Consider the following 15,516-nt stretch of genomic DNA (forward strand, 5'->3'; position numbering starts at 1 on the left):
ACGGCGCGCGGCCGGCCCCGAGGCGGTTGAACTGCACCGCCGCAAGCTGGTGTTGGAACGGGAGAGGCGGGAGGTGAAAGCCCTCGCACGATCGATTCCTATGCCGCCGCGCGCGGGTTTTGAGGGGACATAGATGCCGACATTACGCGAGACCATCGCCAATCGCAGAACGCCCCCCAGCCCCGTCCGCAGCGCCGTCAGGGCCGATCTGAAACTGACCCGCCGCCGCCTGTATGAACTGACGCAGACGATCGACCGCCTGCTGGGCATCGACGATGATGCTGAACTGTTGGCGCGCGCGGTGCCGCTCATCAAAGCCGTGCGGCGCATCCCCGATGCGTGACACCCCCGACGCGGCCGCCCTGGCCCAACTCCGCGCCGATGCAGAGAATCCCCTGATACCTCCCAGCCGGCGCGTTGCGGCACGCCTGGCACTACGCGAGATTCGCGAAGCCGAAGCCGATGGCGGCGATTTGGCGCGGATGAGGCGCGCGTTGCTAGGCGATTGAGCCGAACGAAGACCAGCCGGCCGGCCAAAGGGTATTCAAGTTTTGAAGGGGGTCTGCGATCTGGACGCCCATAAGGGTCCGCGAATTATGAGGATCCTCGGAAAAGTCGCATCCTACTGCCGGTCATCACGGATATTGGCCTGCGGACCGCCATTGCGGAGGCGATGGCTGCGCACGCGGCCGTGCTGGCGTTTCAGCGGGGGGGGGGTGGTGCACTGATGCCGGCGCATCGTCTCAGAGTGTCGCGGATCGGGATCAGCGCAAACGCTGGGCAGAAACAAGAGATCGAAGTTTGTGACGAAAGTAATTATAAGATGGATAATTACAAAACTGCTTGGAATTATATCTTTGTTTTTAGAGCTACAACGCCGATTTTTCCAATCATTTTTTTCGATCTTCCACGCTTAAAATAAACCTGAATTTCCGTAGGAGATTTTATTTGCAACCCAGCTACCGAAACATGGATATTTATCGTCGCCCTATTGTTTTCCGATGATAACTCTACGCTAGATGAAGAGGGCTCAATAGGAAACTCCTGTTTCTCTCCCGCGATTTCGATCAAGAGAATTCCGTTATATTCAGAGGAATGTAGTGGAAATAAACTTCTTACAGCAATCGAGAATGTTGCAAATTTAAATGGGAAATGAGGCACAGATATATTGTCGCCATAAACGCCCATGTAGGAGGCTTTGTCGCCTACCTCTTGACGAATATCATCACAAAAAAGACAACAATATGCAGGAAAGGTCATTCTGACTCGAAGAGCTTTGATATCCCGTTCATATCAAGATTGAACACTCGTGCGAGCTTCCTCAACGTTTTGAGTCCGGGATTATTTTCACGTCCAGCCTCCAAAAGGGCGACCCTAGGCTGAGATGTTTCTAGTTTTGCAGCGAGATCGCTCTGAGAGAGCCCGGCAAGAAGCCGTGCTTCCTGAAGGCTTGAGGGAACTCCTTGGGTGATGCGTGCCCCCAATCTCTTTCTTGCAGCCATTAACTTAGCTGCACGGCCCGCCGCAATCTGCTTTTTGAGCAGAGCATCAACTGTTTGCACATTAGGGGGGGCTTTGGCGTCCAAGTGATCGGTTTGCCAATCAATCTTCACGACCCCAGGTGCGTCGGTGGACATGGCTTTGCCCGAACCAATCACCACAAGAACCGGTTCAACAGCGCTTTTCGGATCAGCGCTATTACCCGACGTGAATCCCGAGGCCGCGGCACGCAGTTTTGATTCTGTCGACAAGGCTTGCGTCGCTTTCATAATTCCTATCCCTGTGCATCACGGCTAACAAATAAATACAATCACCGTGGCACGCATATATAAGCCGGTAAGACAACAATTTTCCCGGATCAGATAACTCATAAATCCGTGCTCGCCACAACGACCGGCCCCAGACATCGAATTTTAAAAGTCGCGAAACCTGAACCCGGCCGTGCTTGGCCTGGTGGATACGCAAAGACTTTCGAAAACTCTCTGAACCACCGATCTCTTCAATTAGAACGAGTAAGTCGGATGCCGCATCTTCGTCTGCCTCCCAAAGATCATCTAAGTCTCTGTCTGCGTCATTGTGCACATAGAACGAGGTCATTTATATACCGTCGGCGGTATGTTGTCGAGAGTTTGTCGTGTGAAACCGGTGGATAACGTGGGCTAAAATTAGTATGTTAAGCTAACAGTTGGCGTCGATTAAGTCGAATCCATCGCCGAGTAAAAATTGCCCGGAATTAATACGTCGCATTCACCTGTTATTCACCAACGCCGAATAAACTACTGGCGACGCCCATGGCCTGCCGATATGGCGCGCGGAAATATTCCCGCCGCGCCGCTCCTTGGCGAGGGGAGAACACTATCGCGGCCATGGGTGCACCGATCGCCGTTACACCTGGACTCGGCCCATGCTCGCCTAAAATCGACATGGCCTAGCCCGGACGCGCCATCCCCTACCATCGCCACCGTATCGCCGGCACGCCCCCGCCATCGCTGGCATAGCGTGACGGCACCGGCCGCGCGTCGACCAGCGCCGCAAAGCTATCGGACCTATCGGACCTAACGGAGTAGGGGTATTTTTGCTGAAATCACTCTCGATAAGGCAAAGGGGATGCCTCTTTGCCATAGAGCGTTTTCAGGGCGGCTACTCCGTTACGGTTCACGACCGTTCGCCCCTATTCGCGCTCTATTGGTATTCCGTCCGGTATCCCGACACTACCGAAACGATTTTTTAATGAGTGATTACAATGGCTTGCGCGCCTATCATGGTGGAAGGGGTTGGATTCGAACCAACGTAGGCGTACGCCAGCGGATTTACAGTCCGCCCCCTTTAGCCACTCGGGCACCCTTCCGCCGCCCGTATTCTGCGATCAGCGCAGCCTTGTCAACGCCGCCGCACGCATTGATGGGGGCCACGCGTTGAAAGCACGGGGCCGGTATTCCCAAAAGTTTTTCGTCTGGTTTTGACAGAAATGGTGCAGCCTTGTCTTCAATGACGCCGGCGGGGCAGCATCGTTGTCAACGCGGCGATCCACAGGCTAGACAGCCGCATGGATCAGCGCGACCCCCACCGTAAACCGAAGCCACGCCACTCTGGCCCGCCGCCGCAGCGCGGCCGCCACGAGGGCGAACGCCGGCCTGCCGCCGCATCCGGTCTGTGGCTCTACGGGATGCATCCGGTCGAAGCAGCACTTGCCAACCCCGCCCGCCGCCTGCGCCGCCTGGTACTGACCGAGGAGGCCGAGGCCGCACTGGCCGCGCGCCTGCCGAAACCCTGGGCGATCCAGGCGGAGCGGATCGATCGCGACCGGCTCGATGCGATGCTCGGACGCGGCATCGTGCATCAGGGCATCGCGCTGCAGACCGACCCGCTGGCCTCGCCCAGCCTGGCCGACGCGCTCAAGCGCCCCGGCCCGGTGCTGGTGCTCGATCAGATCACCGATCCCCGCAATGTCGGTGCGATCATGCGCTCCGCCCAGGCGTTCGGTGCGGCGCTGGTGATCGCGCAGGAACGCAACGCGCCCGAGGAGGGCGGCGCACTCGCCAAGGCCGCGTCCGGCGCGCTCGAACGGATTCCCCTGTTGCGCACGGTGAATATCGCGCGCGCGCTGATCGCCCTGAAAGCCGCCGATCTCTGGGTGATGGGGCTGGATGCTGCCGGCAGCACCCGCTTGTCCGGCCCGTCGCTGGGTGGGCGGCGCGCGGCTTTGGTGCTGGGGGCCGAGGGCGAGGGCCTGCGCCGCTTGACCCGTGAGACCTGCGATGAACTGGTTTCGCTCGCCATGCCGGGCGGCATGGAGAGCCTGAACGTTTCAGCCGCCGCCGCCGTCGCGCTTTACGAGATCATCCGGTAGGCGAAATCATCGACCGCTTCGCCGCTTTCGGCGATCGCGAGCGCCGCCATCATGGCGTGATCGGGCGAGAGGCCGCAGGCCGGGTCGGTCGCGCCGGCATCGCCGGTCAGGGCGAGCGCCTGGCAGCGGCAGCCGCCCCAGTCGATTTCGGCGCGGGCGCAGCCCTGGCACGGTGGTGCCATCCAGCTGGTGCCGCGATATTTTTCGAACGCGGATGAGTGCGCCCAGATGTCACCGACGCTTCGCTCGGTCACCCGCTCGAACACCAGACCCGGCAGCGTTTCCGCCGCGTGGCAGGGTAGCATCTTGCCGGAGGGCGTGATGTTGAAAAACTGCCGCGCCCAGCCGCCCATGCAGGCTTTCGGCCGCGCCGCATAGTAATCGGGCACCACGTAATCGATCGTCAGCGTGCCGGCGAGGTTCGCGCGCGCCGCCGTGACGATGCGGGTCGCTTCGTCGAGCTGCGCCCGCGTTGGGATCAGCGCGGCGCGATTTTTCAGTGCCCAGCCGTAATACTGGACATGCGCGACCTCGATCCGCTGCGCGCCGGCATCGACCGCGAGATCGATCATGGCGCTCAGCTGATGCAGGTTCTGGCGGTGCACCACGGCGTTCAGCGTGAGCGCCAGCCCGGCGTCGCGCACCAGTTGCGCCGCGGCCAGTTTTTTTTCATGGGCATCGCGAAACCCGGCGACATGGTCGGCCACCGCCGCATCGGCGCCCTGGAAACTGATCTGCACATGGTCGAGCCCGGCATCGGCCAGTTCGGCCATCCGCGCCGCATTCAGCAACACCGCGGAGGTGATCAGGTTGGTGTAGAGCCCCTCGGCGCGGGCGTGGCGCACGAGCTCCGGCAGGTCGGACCGCACCATTGGCTCGCCGCCGGAAAAATGCGCCTGGAGAATGCCGATGCCGGCGGCCTCGCTGATCACGCGCTTCCAGGTCGCGGTATCCAGCTCATCGCGCGCCCGCTCCAGCGCCAGCGGGTTGGAACAATAGGGGCATTTCAGCGGACAGCGATGGGTCAGTTCCATCAGCATTGCCAAAGGCGGGGCCAAAGGCGGAGCCAGGCTCGGTGCCACACGGTCGTTCATGATGCGATCATACTCTTGTCGGCAAGGTCGTTGAGCATTTCGAGGCAATCGGCCAGCACCGCATCGCGTGGCGCTTCGTAACGCGTGGCGAGACGATCGGCGATCTCGGCCACGTTCACCACGCCATCGCAGCATTCGAGCACCGCAACCGCGATCGCATCCGGCATGATCACCCGTTCCGGCGCCAGCAGCACGTGGCAGTTGCGCGCGGCATCGAACCGGAAACGCACATGCCGCGCGAGACGTGGAACACTGGCCGCGGTCAGGCTCACGACCAGTCGCCGCCATGGCCGAACGCGCCCGGCGGGATCATGCCGGGCAACACATAGGCATGGTGCAATGCATCGAGCTGCGCCCACAGCACATCGCATTTGAAACCCAGCGCCGCGATCACCGCGCGCTGCTGTTCGGGCGTGCGGGCGTGGCGCTTGACGTAATCGAGCGCGAAATCCGCATCGCGCGGCGCCTGGTCGAGCCGCGCGTTGAAATAGGAGAGCGTCTCCTTGGTGATGAACGCATAGCCCGCCAGCATGCCGGAGACCCGCTCGGAGATGATGCTGGGCGAGAACATTTCGGTCAGCGACGAGGCGACCGCTTCGAGCAGCGGTTTGTCGCGCACGAAATCGATATAGGCCTGCACCGCAAACCTTGTTGCTGGCAGGGCGCGGTGCCGGCTGGTCACCATGTCCCGATCGAGGCCGAGCCCTTCGGTCAGCGCGATCCAGCGCACGATGCCGCCCTCGCCTTCGGCCATACCATCGTGATCGACCAACCGCTGGCGCCAAAGCCGCCGCAAATCAGCGTCCTCGGTGCGGGCGATCAGGGTGGCGTCCTTGATCGGGATTGCGGCCTGGTAGCAATAACGGTTGAGCGCCCAGGCCTGGACCTGGCGCTGATTCAGCGCGCCGCCATGCAGCAACTGATGAAACGGGTGGCGATTGTGGTAGCGCGCCGCACCGAGGGCACGGAGTTCGGCTTCGAGTTCGTCGGCACTCATCAGCACGGTCATAGGTTCAGCTCCAATCCGTCATGCGCGACGATCCATCCGGCGCGTTCCGCCTGTTCGCGCTCGGGCGAATCATCCAGGATCATCGGGTTGCTGTTGTTAATATGAACGAAAATCTTGCGGCCGATGCCGAGCCCTTCCATTGCGGCGAGCGTGCCGTCCGGCCCGCTGACGCTGATATGCCCCATGCGGCGGCCGGTTTTCGGCAGCAGACCGGCATCGATCATCTCGTTATCGTGCCAGAGCGTGCCATCGAACAACACGACCGGCGCGCCGCGCAGGCGGGCTGCCAGGTCGGGGGTCACGGCGGCGCAGGCGGGGATGTAGTAGAGGCAAGCACCGTCGGCGCCGGTGATTTTCACCCCCAGCGTATCGCCTTCCGATGACCCCAGATCGGCGCGGCTGGTATCCTCGGCATAGAGTGCCACTTTGCCCGGCACCGCGAACGGCTCGACCGTGATGCCCAGATCCTGTCCCGCCGCATCCTGCAAGGGCGTCGTGCGATTCTGATCGAGCCGCCGGCGCGGCACCAGATCGGGGGCAAGCACCCGAAAGATAACGCTGGCATCGAGCAGATCGAGAATCCGCTGCCCCGCGTACAAGGCGAACCGCTGGCCCTCGCGCAGATTGAGCAGCCCTGCCGTGAAATCGACATCGCCGCCGGTCAGCACGACCGCGGCAATCGGGCTGTCGCGCAAGCCCTGGCGCGGGTGCAACGCCTTGGTGGCCAGAATCTGCTCGCGCAGATCGGGCGAGGCGTTGAAAATCACGTAATCCGAACCGTTGCCGCTGACCGCAATGGCCGCTTGCGTGCGCGGCCGCGCGGCCGGATCGCCGGAGCGCGCACGCGCGCAGTTCCGGCATGCGCAATTCCATTGCGGAAAACCGCCACCTGCGGCCGCACCAAGGATGATCAGTTTCATGGTCGGTTGAAAATTGCCGGAACCGGTGGCACGCACCGGTCCCGGCGCCTATCAGTCAATCAGTCGATGTCGGCGCAGGCGTAGCAGTTGATCTCGGTGCCAACGGCGATTTCGACCAGCTTCGGTTTCGTCCACATGGTTGTTTCTCCTAGTTGTTGCGTTAGCGGCGGTGTTGCCCACCTTGTCCCCACGTATGCGGAGATATGCAACCATAAGACGACAATTTTTCTATGCAAGCCCCGGTCGCGGCCCCAACAATGGCCAAGTTTGCCGCGGGGTTTACCGGTGGCTGGTGTTGACCATGCAGCAGGTGAAGTGGCTGGGTTGGGTGTTGGTTTCGGCTGCGGTGGGAAAGAACTGGTTCGGGGTGAAATGCTTCGCCTGAAAATAGGAGAGCAGCCCGAGATAGTGGGGCAGATCTTCGAACTGGCGATCGGTGTAGAGTTCGGTCTGGATGGCGGCGATGGTACCGAGCGCGTGCTCGCCACCGTGTAATATGGCGCGATCGCGCGCGTTGGTCATCGAGTTTCAGGAAAATATGTCGTGCTCTGGTGCGTGTCCGCAGCGCGGGAACGATGTCGTCGAGCGTGCGGACCGGGATTGTCTGGCGTTTGATCTGGGCCGTGTGACGGGCGGGAAGCCGTTGCGTGTTGGGCGGGGGCACCGGGCGAAAATTCTGGAGGTCGATCACGTTGAGCGGCAGGTCGCCGAGGGCCTCGCCGAGTGCGGCATGTTCGACCTGCCACATTGGGTCGATGCTGGCGCGGTGCTGGAGAGTGGCGAAGGATGCGGGGATCGGCTCGAACGAGGCGATCGGGCCGGTGTAGCCGACGTGATCGCGCAAAAGCGTGCCGAACTGGCCCTGATCCGCCCCCACATCGATCACGAGGTCGATCTTCAGGGATTTGAACAGCGCGGCGAGGTGCGCGGCCATGGCGATCTCGCCGGACGGCGGGGTGGTGGCGCGGTGTGTGCCGAAACTGTCGAGCATGGCGCCGATGGTGGATTTCAGGGTCGGTCTCATCTGCACAGAATGACCGGAATTGATGAAGATTTCGTAAAGATCCGTGCTCGAATTTGCGAAATTGCGGTCAGATCGGTGCAGCGGCGATGTCGGTATGGGTGAAGCCCTCGCCCAGGAACAGAAGTTTGGCGTCGTTGCTGCGCGCACAGGCATAGGCGAAGCAATCGCCCATGGTGAGGCCGGCTTTGTGGCGACCCGTGCCGAACCGCCCGTAGGCTTCGGCGGCGATGGCGAATTCGGCGGCGGCGATGGGCACCATGCGCAGGCTGAGGCGGGCGAGAAAGTGCTCGACGCGGTTGCGCGCCAGATCGGGTGGCATCGCGTAACTGCGGCACAGGGCGGCGGTGGTTTCCCATGCCGAAACGGCGGAATACAGCCGGTCCTGCGCGGCCTCCAGCCGATCTGCCAGAGCGATGGCATCGGGCTCGCGCGCGAGGATTGCGACCAAAGCGGAGGCGTCCGCAAAGATTTTCACGGCTCGCCCGACAGATCGTCGAAGAATGCCTTGTCGGCCGGCAGGCCGGTTTTCGGCGGCAACGGAAATTCCGCCCAGAGTTGGCGTAGCTGGTCGCGCAGCGGAACCGCTGCCCGATCGTGATCGAGCGCGGCGCGGACGGCTTGTTTGACGGCGTCCTGCTTGGTGCAGCCGCGTGTCCGCGCAAGTTCGGCGACCAGGGCGGCGGCTTCGTCATCCTTGATATAGAGCGGCATCGGCACTCCTGACCGGTTGAATATCCGATTTTTTGTAATTGGATATTCGGACCGGGACAAGGGTTGGAAACGCCGCCGCCGCTGGCCATGTCGTGCAGGAACCACGAGCGGGGATGAGCCATGGATGAAGCACGGCGGGTTGCATTGGTCTCGGGTGGCGGGCGCGGCATCGGGGCGGCGATCGCGGCGCGCTTGGCGGTGTCGGGCCATGCGGTGATTGCGGCGGATCGCGATATCGCCGGCCTGACGGCACCGGATGGTGTGCGCCTGGTGGCCTGCGATGTCAGCGATGAGGCGGCGGTGGCGGCGTTGCTCGATCGCGTGCGCGCCGAACACGGCCGGCTCGATGCGCTGGTGTGCAATGCGGGGTTCATGATCCGCAAGCCGATCGGCCAGTTGTGTCTGGCGGAATGGCGATCGGTGATCGATACGCATCTGACCAGTATTTTTCTGCTGGTGCGGGCGGCCGAGCCGCTGCTGCGCGCGGCAAAGGGTGCCGTGGTCACCATGGCCTCGACCCGGGCACGGATGTCCGAGCCCGACACGGAATCCTATGCGGCGGCCAAGGGCGGCATCGTCGCGCTGACCCATGCGCTGGCGATGTCGCTGGGGCCGGACGTGCGGGTGAACTGCATCAGCCCCGGCTGGATCGACACGCAGGGCCATGCGTTATCCGCGCGCGATCACGCGCAACACCCGGTCGGGCGGGTCGGCACGGTCGATGATATCGCCGCGCTGGCGGCGTTTCTGCTCGGGGCCGAAAGCGGCTTCATCACCGGGGCCGAATTCGTCGCCGATGGCGGCATGACGCGCAAGATGATCTATGCGGAATAGCCTGGTGGTGGCCGTGATGCTGGCGTCCACGCTGCCCGCGGCGGCACAGACGCCCTATGGCGCCGGGCCGACCGCGCAACTGCCGCCGCCGCCGCCGATCGTGCTGCCGCCGCAACCCAAGCCGCCGAAGCTCGAGCATCTGCCCAAGGTTCATGCCGAGGGCCTGCTCGGCCAGCCGGTGGTGGATGCGAAAGGCGCGGTGATCGGCCACGTGGTCAATGTGCTGATCGATCAGTCAGGCAAGCCAAAGGCAGCGGTGGTGGAGTTTGCCGGGTTTCTCGGCGTTGGCGATCGCAAAATCGCGGTGGCGTGGAGCGCATTGCATTTTTCCGTAGTCAAGGAGCAGATCGCGATCGTGGTGACGCTCGACGCCGCGAAGCTCAAGGCGTTGCCGGAATATCAGGCGACCGACCGTTCTGTGCCAGTTGCGGTGGCCAGAACCCAGCACGCCAAGCCGCCATTGCGCGCCAAAGCGGTGCCTTGAGCGAGGCCCAGGGTTCGCAACGCAGCCTGCGCGGGCTGGACTGGCTGAATTTTTGCGTGGCCGATGTGCAGACCGGCTTCGGCCCGTTCATCGCGATCTATCTGACCACCCAGCGCTGGACTGATCTCGCGATCGGCAGCGTGCTCTCGCTCGGCACGCTGGTCGCCATGGCCAGCCAGTTGCCGGCCGGCGCGCTGGTGGACTGGATGCCGAGCAAACGGCTGGCGGCGGCCATGGCGATCGGCGCCATCACCGCAAGCGCCCTGCTGTTCGTCCTGATGCCGAGCCATTTCGGCATCGGCCTGGCCGAGGTGATGCATGGTTTCGCCAGTTGCATGCTGAACCCGGCGATCGCGGCGGTGACCATCACGATGGTCGGCTCCGCCGCGCTCGGCGAGCGGTTGGGGCGGAATGCGCGCTATGCCTCGCTCGGCAACGGTGTCGCGGCGGCGGTGATGGGCGCGTGCGGCTATTATTTCGCACCGGGCTCGGTGTTCTGGCTGACCGCGCTGCTCGGCGCGCCCTCGCTGTTCGCGCTGTCGCGGATCGAATCGCAGCGCACGGTGCGAGCGCGGATGGTGGCGACGCAGCCGCGGCGTGGCACGGTTGCCGAGTTGCGCGCCTTGTTCCTCGATCGGCGGTTGCTGGCGTTCATGGTCTGCATCGTGATGTTTCAGATGGCGGATGCCGCGATGCTGCCGTTCGTCGGCAGTGAACTGGCGGCGAAGGCGGGCAATGTCGCCAATCTGGTGATCGCGGCGTGCATCGTGGCACCACAGGCGGTGGTGGCGCTGATGTCGCCCTGGGTCGGCCGCGCGGCGCAGCGCTACGGCCGGCGGGCGGTGCTGCTGCTGGGGTTCGGCGCCGAACCGGTGCGCGGATTGCTGTTCGGCCTGGTCGCGGCGCCGGTGCCAGTGGTGCTGATCCAGTCGATCGATGGGATCAGTGCCGCGGTGATCGGCGTGCTGCTGCCCTTGATCGCGGCGGATATCGCGCGCGAGCGGGGGCACTTCAACCTGATCATGGGGGCGATCGGGCTGGCGGTCGGGCTGGGGGCGACGGTGAGCACGGCGGCGGCCGGGGCAATCGCCAGCCGGATCGGCGATCACGCGGCGTTTTTCGCGCTCGCCGCGGCCGGGCTGATCGCGACTTTGCTGGTGTGGTTGCTGATGCCCGAGACCGAGCCGGCTCAGCCGACGATGATGCCGCCTTCGGTGCGGATGAACGACAGCGCGACCGGCTGACCGCCGAGGCCGAGGTTTTCGATCGTCAGCCGGTCGATCCCGGCGGGGAGTACCGGGCTATCGGCGGTCGCGCGACCGCTGGCCGGATCGAGCCTGATGCCGAGGCAGGCATCGAGCAATGCAGGCAGCGTGCCCGCCGCCCAGGCCTGCGGCGCGCAGGCGACCGGGTAAGCGGTTGGCGCATGGCCGGGCTGGCGCGGAAAGCCGCAGAACAATTCGGGCAGCCGGTAGCGCTCGGCCCAGGCACTGGTCGCGAGCATGGCATCGAACAGATGTGTCGCCGCCGCCCGGTAGCCGTAGCGGGCGAGGCCAAGGCCGATCAGCGCGTTGTCGTGCGGCCAGACCGAGCCGTTGTGATAGGACATCGGGTTGAAGCGGGGCTGGCCGCGCGCGAGCGTGCGGATGCCCCAGCCGGAGAAGAAATCGGGCCCCATCAGCCGGGTAGCGACGGCTTCAGCACGGCCGGGCAGGGCGATGCCGGTGAACAGCGCGTGGCCGGCGTTGGAGGCAAGCACGCGGCAGGGGCGTTTCGCGCCATCGAGGGCGAGGACGTAAAACTGTTGTTCAACGTCCCAGAACACCGCATCGAACCGGGCACGCAGCCCAGCGGCCTGGGTGGTAAGAAATGTCGCGCGGTCGGCATCACCCAGCGCGGCGGCCATGCCGGCGGCGGCGGTTTTCGCGCCATAGACGTAGGCCTGCACCTCGCACAGCGCGATCGGGCCGGTGGCGAGCGTCCCATCCGCGTGGAAAATGGAATCACGGCTGTCCTTCCAACCCTGGTTGGCGAGGCCGTGGCCGGTCTTGCGGCCGTACTCGACGAAACCGTCGCCGTCTTCATCGCCCGGCCCGTCGATCCAGCCCAATGCGGCTTCGATGTTCGGCCAGATGCTGCGGATGAACGCGGTATCACCCGTGCGCGCATGGTAGGCGCCTGCGAGCATCACGAACAACGGCGTGGCATCGACCGAACCGTAATACCGGCGGAACGGCACTTCGCCGAGCCGGGCCATTTCACCATCGCGGCATTCGTGCAGGATTTTGCCGGGCTCGGCATCGGCGGCGGCATCGGTCGTGGTGGCCTGGTTGGCGGCGAGGAAGCCGAGCACGCCGCGCGCGAGGCCGGGTGCCAGCCAGAGCACCTGCAGCGCGGTGATGATCGCATCGCGGCCGAACGCGGTGGAGAACCACGGCACGCCGGCATAGGGGTAGGGGCCGTATTCGGTCGCGGTGGTCAGCATGATCAGATCATCGCGGGCGCGCAGCAGGGCCGTGTTGACCAGCGCATTGCCGGTGATCACGCTCGCGGCCTGCCGGCGCAGCGCGCGCCGGCCGCGCGCGGCGGCCTTATGGGCGGCACGAAAGTTTTCGATGCAGGCCTGATCGTCATCGGCTCCGCATTGCGCGGCGATCGCGATGCGCGCGGTCGCACCCGGCGCGAGGATGAGGCGGTACTGCGCTTCATCCGCCTCGATCCGCGCCGGTCTCGGGTCGAAATCGAGCCGGGTCCAGCGGCGCACGCCATCGAGGCCCCGGCAGGCGAGCGTCGCGCAATGGGCGCTGGTGCTCGGCGCATCGAGCATGCCGTGGCGGGCGCGCTTCGTGCCGCGGATTTCGAACAGATCGGCAAAATCGGCCGCAAAGCCGATCCCGACAGTAAGGGTCTGGGGTGTGCGCGACCAGTTGCCGAGCGTGAGCGCATCGTGGCGGGTGCCGCGCCAGACAAAGGTTTCACGCCGGAGCGAGATTTCGTTCGCATCGTCGCCCATATCGGTCACGCCATCGGGCGCGGCGGCGGCCAGATCGCAGACCAGGGTCGCGTTGTCGGTGCTGATCGCACCGCTCAGCAGGCGCGGCCGCGCGCCGTTTAACGTCACGGTAAGGCGCGAGAGATGGCGCGTGTCGTGGAAATAGACGCCTTCGCTGCCGGCGCTCATATCGCCGGTGATGCCGAGAATGGCGAAGCAATCGTCCGATTTCAGCGTATAGGGGCGATCTTCGGCATGAATGGCATCGGCCGCGACGGGGAAAGTCTTGTCGTCCAGCGGGTTAGGATTGGTCATGCGCAACTCCTGTGACGGGGGTTGAGCATGTAGTCTATCACGCATCGACGGCGTGGCCGATTCTGGTAAAAGCAAGGTGAAGTGAAGCGTTTCTTTTTTGAAAAAAAGAAGCAAAAAACTTTCTGAATCTGGGGCACGGGCGGTTTCACTGGCACGGGCCCAGATTGATAAAGTTTTTTTTGCTTCTTTTTTGTTCACAAAAAAGAAGACCTTACTCTTGCCCTGCCTTGCCCCTTTTTCGCCGGGCGCTTGACCCGCGCGGCGGATTTGGCGATATAGCGGCGCAACACCGCGTCACGGGGTCCGTAGCGCGGCTAATCTTGTATTACCTATCACCGACCCGGCGTGAGCTGGGCATTGGATCGAGGCCTGCGTTATGACCCGTCGCTGCGAAATCACTGGCAAGAGCGTGCTTACCGGCAACAATGTCAGCCATGCGAACAACAAATCGCGCCGGCGGTTTCTGCCGAATTTGCAGGACAGCTCGGTGCAGTCCGAAGCGCTGGGCCATTCGGTGCGCCTGCGCGTCACGCCGCGCGGCCTTTCGACGATCGAGCACAAGGGTGGTCTCGATGCATTCCTGCTGACCACCCCGAACCGCAAGCTCACCGACGAAGCGCTGACGCTGAAGCGCCGGGTGATCAAGGCGGCGGCGAAGCGCGAGGCGAAATCGGCCTGAGCTGCCGATTTCTTTGGTTGGACTCGCCAAAAGACCCGTCCTTCGTGGCGGGTTTATTGTTTTGTAACTTCTACCTGACATAGGGTGATTGCGGTCCGGCGCAAAATTCCGGTAGACTCCGATTCGGCGCCGGCGATCCCGCCGTCAGCTTGACTTCTGTACTCAGGAGGAGACCCCGCGTATGACCTCCCTGGCCTCCCAGACCGCCGATCCGGTCGGCAACCCCCTCGATATCGTCGAACAAGTGATCGCCGCCAATGATTGGGCGTTCGATCGGCGCAGCGACAGTGAAATCGCCGCCGAAGCGCCCGGCCGCTGGTGCGACTACGGGCTGTATTTTTCCTGGTCGCACGAAATCTCCGTGATGCATTTCTCCTGCGCCTTCGATTTGAAAGCGCCGGAACGCCGCCGCAAGGCGTTGTACGAGCTGCTGGCGCGCGCCAACGAAAAACTCTGGATCGGCCATTTCGGCATGGATCAGGACGACGGCATGCCGGTGTTTCGCCACTCCGTCCTCCTGCGCGGTGCCACCGCCGCCTCGGCCGAAAGCGTCGAAGACATGGTCGATATCGCCGTCACCGAATGCGAGCGGTTTTTCCCCGCATTCCAGTTCGTGCTGTGGGGCGGCAAATCACCCGATGACGCACTGGCCGCCGCAATGCTGGAGTGCGTCGGCGAAGCATGACAACCGGGTTGCCGCCGCTGCTGCTGGTCGGCGGCGGTAAAATGGGCGCCGCAATGCTTGCCGGTTGGCGCGAGCGCGGCATCACCCGCGTCGTCGTGATCGATCCCGGCGCCGGGGCCCAGGCGCTTGCGGGGGATGGCGTGGAAATCGTTGCGTCGCTCGCCGATGTGCCGGCGGATTTCGCTCCACAGGCCATCGTGCTCGCCGTTAAACCGCAAATCGCACCCATCGCCGTGCCGCCGCTGGCACGGTTCGCCGGCAGCGCCCTGTTCGTCTCGATCATGGCCGGCAAAACCATCGATTGGCTCGCCACCCACCTGGGCGGCAACGCCGCGATCGTGCGGGCCATGCCCAATACCCCCGCCGCGATCCGCCAAGGCATCACGGTCGCCTGCGCCGGCCCCACCGTCGCGCCCACGCAACGCGATCTGGCCGAAACACTGCTCGCAGCCGTCGGTGCCATCGAATTCGTCACCGCGGAAAAATTGCTCGACCCCGTCACCGCCGTCTCCGGCGGGGGCCCCGCCTACGTGTTCCTGCTGGTCGAACTGCTCGAAGCCGCCGCAATCGACCAAGGAATCCCACCACAACTGGCCACGCAACTGGCGCGCCAGACCATCATCGGCGCCGCCGGACTCCTCGCCGCCAGCCCCGAATCCGCCGCCGACCTGCGGCGCGCCGTCACCAGCCCCAACGGCACCACCGAACGCGCCCTGGCAATCCTGATGGCGCCCGACAGCTGGCCACACGCAATCAACACCGCCATCGACGCCGCAACCGCCCGCTCCCGCGCCCTCGGGCAGGAGGGTTAGATCGATCGCTGGTGGTGGGGGCTTTAGGAGCAAGGAAGGCGGGGGGCTTTGCCCCCTCGACCCCCACTAAGGGCTCCGCCCTTAGTGGGGGTCGAGGGGGCAAAGCC

The 15,516-nt window shown here is 63.9% G+C and carries 20 protein-coding genes, 1 tRNA gene and 1 pseudogene; 9 read left to right on the forward strand and 13 right to left on the reverse strand.

Features of this window, described 5'->3' with window-relative positions; all coding sequences use genetic code 11:
* Positions 1-133: 133 nt before the first annotated feature.
* Together B7X49_RS12010 and B7X49_RS12015 are read left to right on the forward strand one after the other, a co-directional pair.
* Complete coding sequence (locus tag B7X49_RS12010) at positions 134-343, forward strand: hypothetical protein (protein WP_286702496.1); 210 nt, start codon at positions 134-136, stop codon at positions 341-343.
* Positions 336-509, forward strand: a complete 174-nt coding sequence (locus tag B7X49_RS12015; protein WP_286702497.1) for a hypothetical protein — start codon at positions 336-338, stop codon at positions 507-509. Before B7X49_RS12010 ends, B7X49_RS12015 begins: the two co-directional genes overlap by 8 nt.
* Positions 510-849: 340 nt before the next feature.
* Here the strand turns inward: B7X49_RS12015 and B7X49_RS12020 are convergent, their stop codons facing one another.
* The 3 genes from B7X49_RS12020 to B7X49_RS12030 all read right to left on the reverse strand — a co-directional run bounded on the left by B7X49_RS12020 (position 850) and on the right by B7X49_RS12030 (position 2,848).
* Positions 850-1,260: a DUF6941 family protein gene (locus B7X49_RS12020; protein WP_286702498.1), complete on the reverse strand. Its 411-nt coding sequence runs from the start codon at positions 1,258-1,260 to the stop codon at positions 850-852.
* Positions 1,257-1,769 (reverse strand): helix-turn-helix transcriptional regulator, encoded by a 513-nt coding sequence (locus B7X49_RS12025; RefSeq protein WP_286702499.1) that lies wholly within the window; start codon positions 1,767-1,769, stop codon positions 1,257-1,259. Before B7X49_RS12025 ends, B7X49_RS12020 begins: the two co-directional genes overlap by 4 nt.
* Before the next feature lie 993 nt (positions 1,770-2,762).
* Positions 2,763-2,848 (reverse strand) — tRNA-Tyr (locus B7X49_RS12030).
* Between the two features lie 198 nt (positions 2,849-3,046).
* Between B7X49_RS12030 and rlmB the strand changes: the two genes are divergently transcribed.
* The gene (gene rlmB, locus B7X49_RS12035) at positions 3,047-3,850 is read left to right on the forward strand and encodes a 23S rRNA (guanosine(2251)-2'-O)-methyltransferase RlmB (protein ID WP_286702500.1); all 804 of its coding nucleotides are present in this window, start codon (positions 3,047-3,049) and stop codon (positions 3,848-3,850) included.
* Here the strand turns inward: rlmB and pqqE are convergent.
* The 9 genes and pseudogenes from pqqE to B7X49_RS12075 all read right to left on the reverse strand — a co-directional run bounded on the left by pqqE (position 3,832) and on the right by B7X49_RS12075 (position 8,608).
* The gene (pqqE, locus tag B7X49_RS12040) at positions 3,832-4,944 is read right to left on the reverse strand and encodes a pyrroloquinoline quinone biosynthesis protein PqqE (protein WP_286702501.1); all 1,113 of its coding nucleotides are present in this window, start codon (positions 4,942-4,944) and stop codon (positions 3,832-3,834) included. The genes rlmB and pqqE overlap by 19 nt on opposite strands.
* Positions 4,941-5,216, reverse strand: coding sequence for a pyrroloquinoline quinone biosynthesis peptide chaperone PqqD (gene pqqD, locus B7X49_RS12045; protein ID WP_029312114.1), 276 nt, complete (start codon positions 5,214-5,216; stop codon positions 4,941-4,943). The genes pqqE and pqqD overlap by 4 nt, the downstream gene beginning before the upstream one ends.
* On the reverse strand, positions 5,213-5,953 hold the full coding sequence (gene pqqC, locus B7X49_RS12050) for a pyrroloquinoline-quinone synthase PqqC (protein ID WP_286702502.1): 741 nt from the start codon (positions 5,951-5,953) through the stop codon (positions 5,213-5,215). Before pqqC ends, pqqD begins: the two co-directional genes overlap by 4 nt.
* Entirely contained in the window at positions 5,950-6,873 is a 924-nt protein-coding gene (gene pqqB / locus B7X49_RS12055; protein ID WP_286702513.1) for a pyrroloquinoline quinone biosynthesis protein PqqB, read from the reverse strand. The genes pqqC and pqqB overlap by 4 nt, the downstream gene beginning before the upstream one ends.
* A gap of 59 nt (positions 6,874-6,932) precedes the next feature.
* Entirely contained in the window at positions 6,933-7,010 is a 78-nt protein-coding gene (gene pqqA / locus B7X49_RS18810; protein WP_076454351.1) for a pyrroloquinoline quinone precursor peptide PqqA, read from the reverse strand.
* A 142-nt stretch (positions 7,011-7,152) separates the two neighbouring features.
* Complete coding sequence (locus B7X49_RS12060; RefSeq protein WP_286702503.1) at positions 7,153-7,395, reverse strand: hypothetical protein; 243 nt, start codon at positions 7,393-7,395, stop codon at positions 7,153-7,155.
* A 49-nt stretch (positions 7,396-7,444) separates the two neighbouring features.
* A pseudogene (locus B7X49_RS18815) lies at positions 7,445-8,050 on the reverse strand (FkbM family methyltransferase); the annotation flags it as partial.
* Positions 7,965-8,372 (reverse strand): type II toxin-antitoxin system VapC family toxin, encoded by a 408-nt coding sequence (locus B7X49_RS12070; protein ID WP_286702505.1) that lies wholly within the window; start codon positions 8,370-8,372, stop codon positions 7,965-7,967. The gene B7X49_RS12070 and the pseudogene B7X49_RS18815, both read right to left, overlap by 86 nt.
* The gene (locus B7X49_RS12075; protein WP_286702506.1) at positions 8,369-8,608 is read right to left on the reverse strand and encodes a type II toxin-antitoxin system VapB family antitoxin; all 240 of its coding nucleotides are present in this window, start codon (positions 8,606-8,608) and stop codon (positions 8,369-8,371) included. The genes B7X49_RS12070 and B7X49_RS12075 overlap by 4 nt, the downstream gene beginning before the upstream one ends.
* 120 nt (positions 8,609-8,728) lie before the next feature.
* Between B7X49_RS12075 and B7X49_RS12080 the strand changes: the two genes are divergently transcribed.
* Genes B7X49_RS12080 through B7X49_RS12090 form a run of 3 tightly spaced genes read left to right on the forward strand, consistent with a single transcriptional unit; the run spans position 8,729 to position 11,170 of the window.
* Positions 8,729-9,442, forward strand: coding sequence for an SDR family oxidoreductase (locus B7X49_RS12080; protein ID WP_286702507.1), 714 nt, complete (start codon positions 8,729-8,731; stop codon positions 9,440-9,442).
* On the forward strand, positions 9,432-9,926 hold the full coding sequence (locus tag B7X49_RS12085) for a PRC-barrel domain-containing protein (RefSeq protein ID WP_286702508.1): 495 nt from the start codon (positions 9,432-9,434) through the stop codon (positions 9,924-9,926). Before B7X49_RS12080 ends, B7X49_RS12085 begins: the two co-directional genes overlap by 11 nt.
* The gene (locus B7X49_RS12090) at positions 9,923-11,170 is read left to right on the forward strand and encodes an MFS transporter (protein ID WP_286702509.1); all 1,248 of its coding nucleotides are present in this window, start codon (positions 9,923-9,925) and stop codon (positions 11,168-11,170) included. The genes B7X49_RS12085 and B7X49_RS12090 overlap by 4 nt, the downstream gene beginning before the upstream one ends.
* On the opposite strand, the gene B7X49_RS12095 is transcribed toward B7X49_RS12090, so the two are convergent.
* Positions 11,116-13,233, reverse strand: coding sequence for an amylo-alpha-1,6-glucosidase (locus B7X49_RS12095; protein WP_286702510.1), 2,118 nt, complete (start codon positions 13,231-13,233; stop codon positions 11,116-11,118). The genes B7X49_RS12090 and B7X49_RS12095 overlap by 55 nt on opposite strands.
* A 376-nt stretch (positions 13,234-13,609) precedes the next feature.
* Here B7X49_RS12095 and rpmB point away from each other — a divergent pair, with 376 nt between their 5' ends.
* The 3 genes from rpmB to proC all read left to right on the forward strand — a co-directional run bounded on the left by rpmB (position 13,610) and on the right by proC (position 15,409).
* On the forward strand, positions 13,610-13,912 hold the full coding sequence (gene rpmB / locus B7X49_RS12100; RefSeq protein WP_029312124.1) for a 50S ribosomal protein L28: 303 nt from the start codon (positions 13,610-13,612) through the stop codon (positions 13,910-13,912).
* 181 nt (positions 13,913-14,093) lie between these two features.
* Positions 14,094-14,597, forward strand: a complete 504-nt coding sequence (locus tag B7X49_RS12105) for a YbjN domain-containing protein (protein WP_029312125.1) — start codon at positions 14,094-14,096, stop codon at positions 14,595-14,597.
* A complete protein-coding gene (gene proC / locus B7X49_RS12110) occupies positions 14,594-15,409 on the forward strand; it encodes a pyrroline-5-carboxylate reductase (RefSeq protein ID WP_286702511.1) in 816 nt (271 codons plus the stop codon). The genes B7X49_RS12105 and proC overlap by 4 nt, the downstream gene beginning before the upstream one ends.
* The last annotated feature ends 107 nt before the right edge of the window (positions 15,410-15,516 follow it).

The organism is Acidiphilium sp. 34-64-41, from assembly GCF_002282635.1.
In the GTDB taxonomy this organism is placed as follows: domain Bacteria; phylum Pseudomonadota; class Alphaproteobacteria; order Acetobacterales; family Acetobacteraceae; genus Acidiphilium; species Acidiphilium rubrum.

Excerpts from the sequence above, each read along its gene's own strand:
- rpmB (WP_029312124.1), top strand. The coding sequence starts at position 13,610 with ATGACCCGTCGCTGCGAAATCACTGGCAAGAGCGTGCTTACCGGCAAC.
- proC (WP_286702511.1), top strand. The coding sequence starts at position 14,594 with ATGACAACCGGGTTGCCGCCGCTGCTGCTGGTCGGCGGCGGTAAAATG.
- pqqA (WP_076454351.1), bottom strand. The coding sequence starts at position 7,010 with ATGTGGACGAAACCGAAGCTGGTCGAAATCGCCGTTGGCACCGAGATC.
- B7X49_RS12025 (WP_286702499.1), bottom strand. The coding sequence starts at position 1,769 with ATGAAAGCGACGCAAGCCTTGTCGACAGAATCAAAACTGCGTGCCGCG.
- pqqB (WP_286702513.1), bottom strand. The coding sequence starts at position 6,873 with ATGAAACTGATCATCCTTGGTGCGGCCGCAGGTGGCGGTTTTCCGCAA.
- B7X49_RS12080 (WP_286702507.1), top strand. The coding sequence starts at position 8,729 with ATGGATGAAGCACGGCGGGTTGCATTGGTCTCGGGTGGCGGGCGCGGC.
- pqqE (WP_286702501.1), bottom strand. The coding sequence starts at position 4,944 with ATGAACGACCGTGTGGCACCGAGCCTGGCTCCGCCTTTGGCCCCGCCT.
- pqqC (WP_286702502.1), bottom strand. The coding sequence starts at position 5,953 with ATGACCGTGCTGATGAGTGCCGACGAACTCGAAGCCGAACTCCGTGCC.
- B7X49_RS12015 (WP_286702497.1), top strand. The coding sequence starts at position 336 with ATGCGTGACACCCCCGACGCGGCCGCCCTGGCCCAACTCCGCGCCGAT.
- B7X49_RS12010 (WP_286702496.1), top strand. The coding sequence starts at position 134 with ATGCCGACATTACGCGAGACCATCGCCAATCGCAGAACGCCCCCCAGC.
- B7X49_RS12105 (WP_029312125.1), top strand. The coding sequence starts at position 14,094 with ATGACCTCCCTGGCCTCCCAGACCGCCGATCCGGTCGGCAACCCCCTC.
- B7X49_RS12095 (WP_286702510.1), bottom strand. The coding sequence starts at position 13,233 with ATGACCAATCCTAACCCGCTGGACGACAAGACTTTCCCCGTCGCGGCC.
- B7X49_RS12075 (WP_286702506.1), bottom strand. The coding sequence starts at position 8,608 with ATGCCGCTCTATATCAAGGATGACGAAGCCGCCGCCCTGGTCGCCGAA.
- rlmB (WP_286702500.1), top strand. The coding sequence starts at position 3,047 with ATGGATCAGCGCGACCCCCACCGTAAACCGAAGCCACGCCACTCTGGC.
- B7X49_RS12085 (WP_286702508.1), top strand. The coding sequence starts at position 9,432 with ATGCGGAATAGCCTGGTGGTGGCCGTGATGCTGGCGTCCACGCTGCCC.
- B7X49_RS12020 (WP_286702498.1), bottom strand. The coding sequence starts at position 1,260 with ATGACCTTTCCTGCATATTGTTGTCTTTTTTGTGATGATATTCGTCAA.
- B7X49_RS12060 (WP_286702503.1), bottom strand. The coding sequence starts at position 7,395 with ATGACCAACGCGCGCGATCGCGCCATATTACACGGTGGCGAGCACGCG.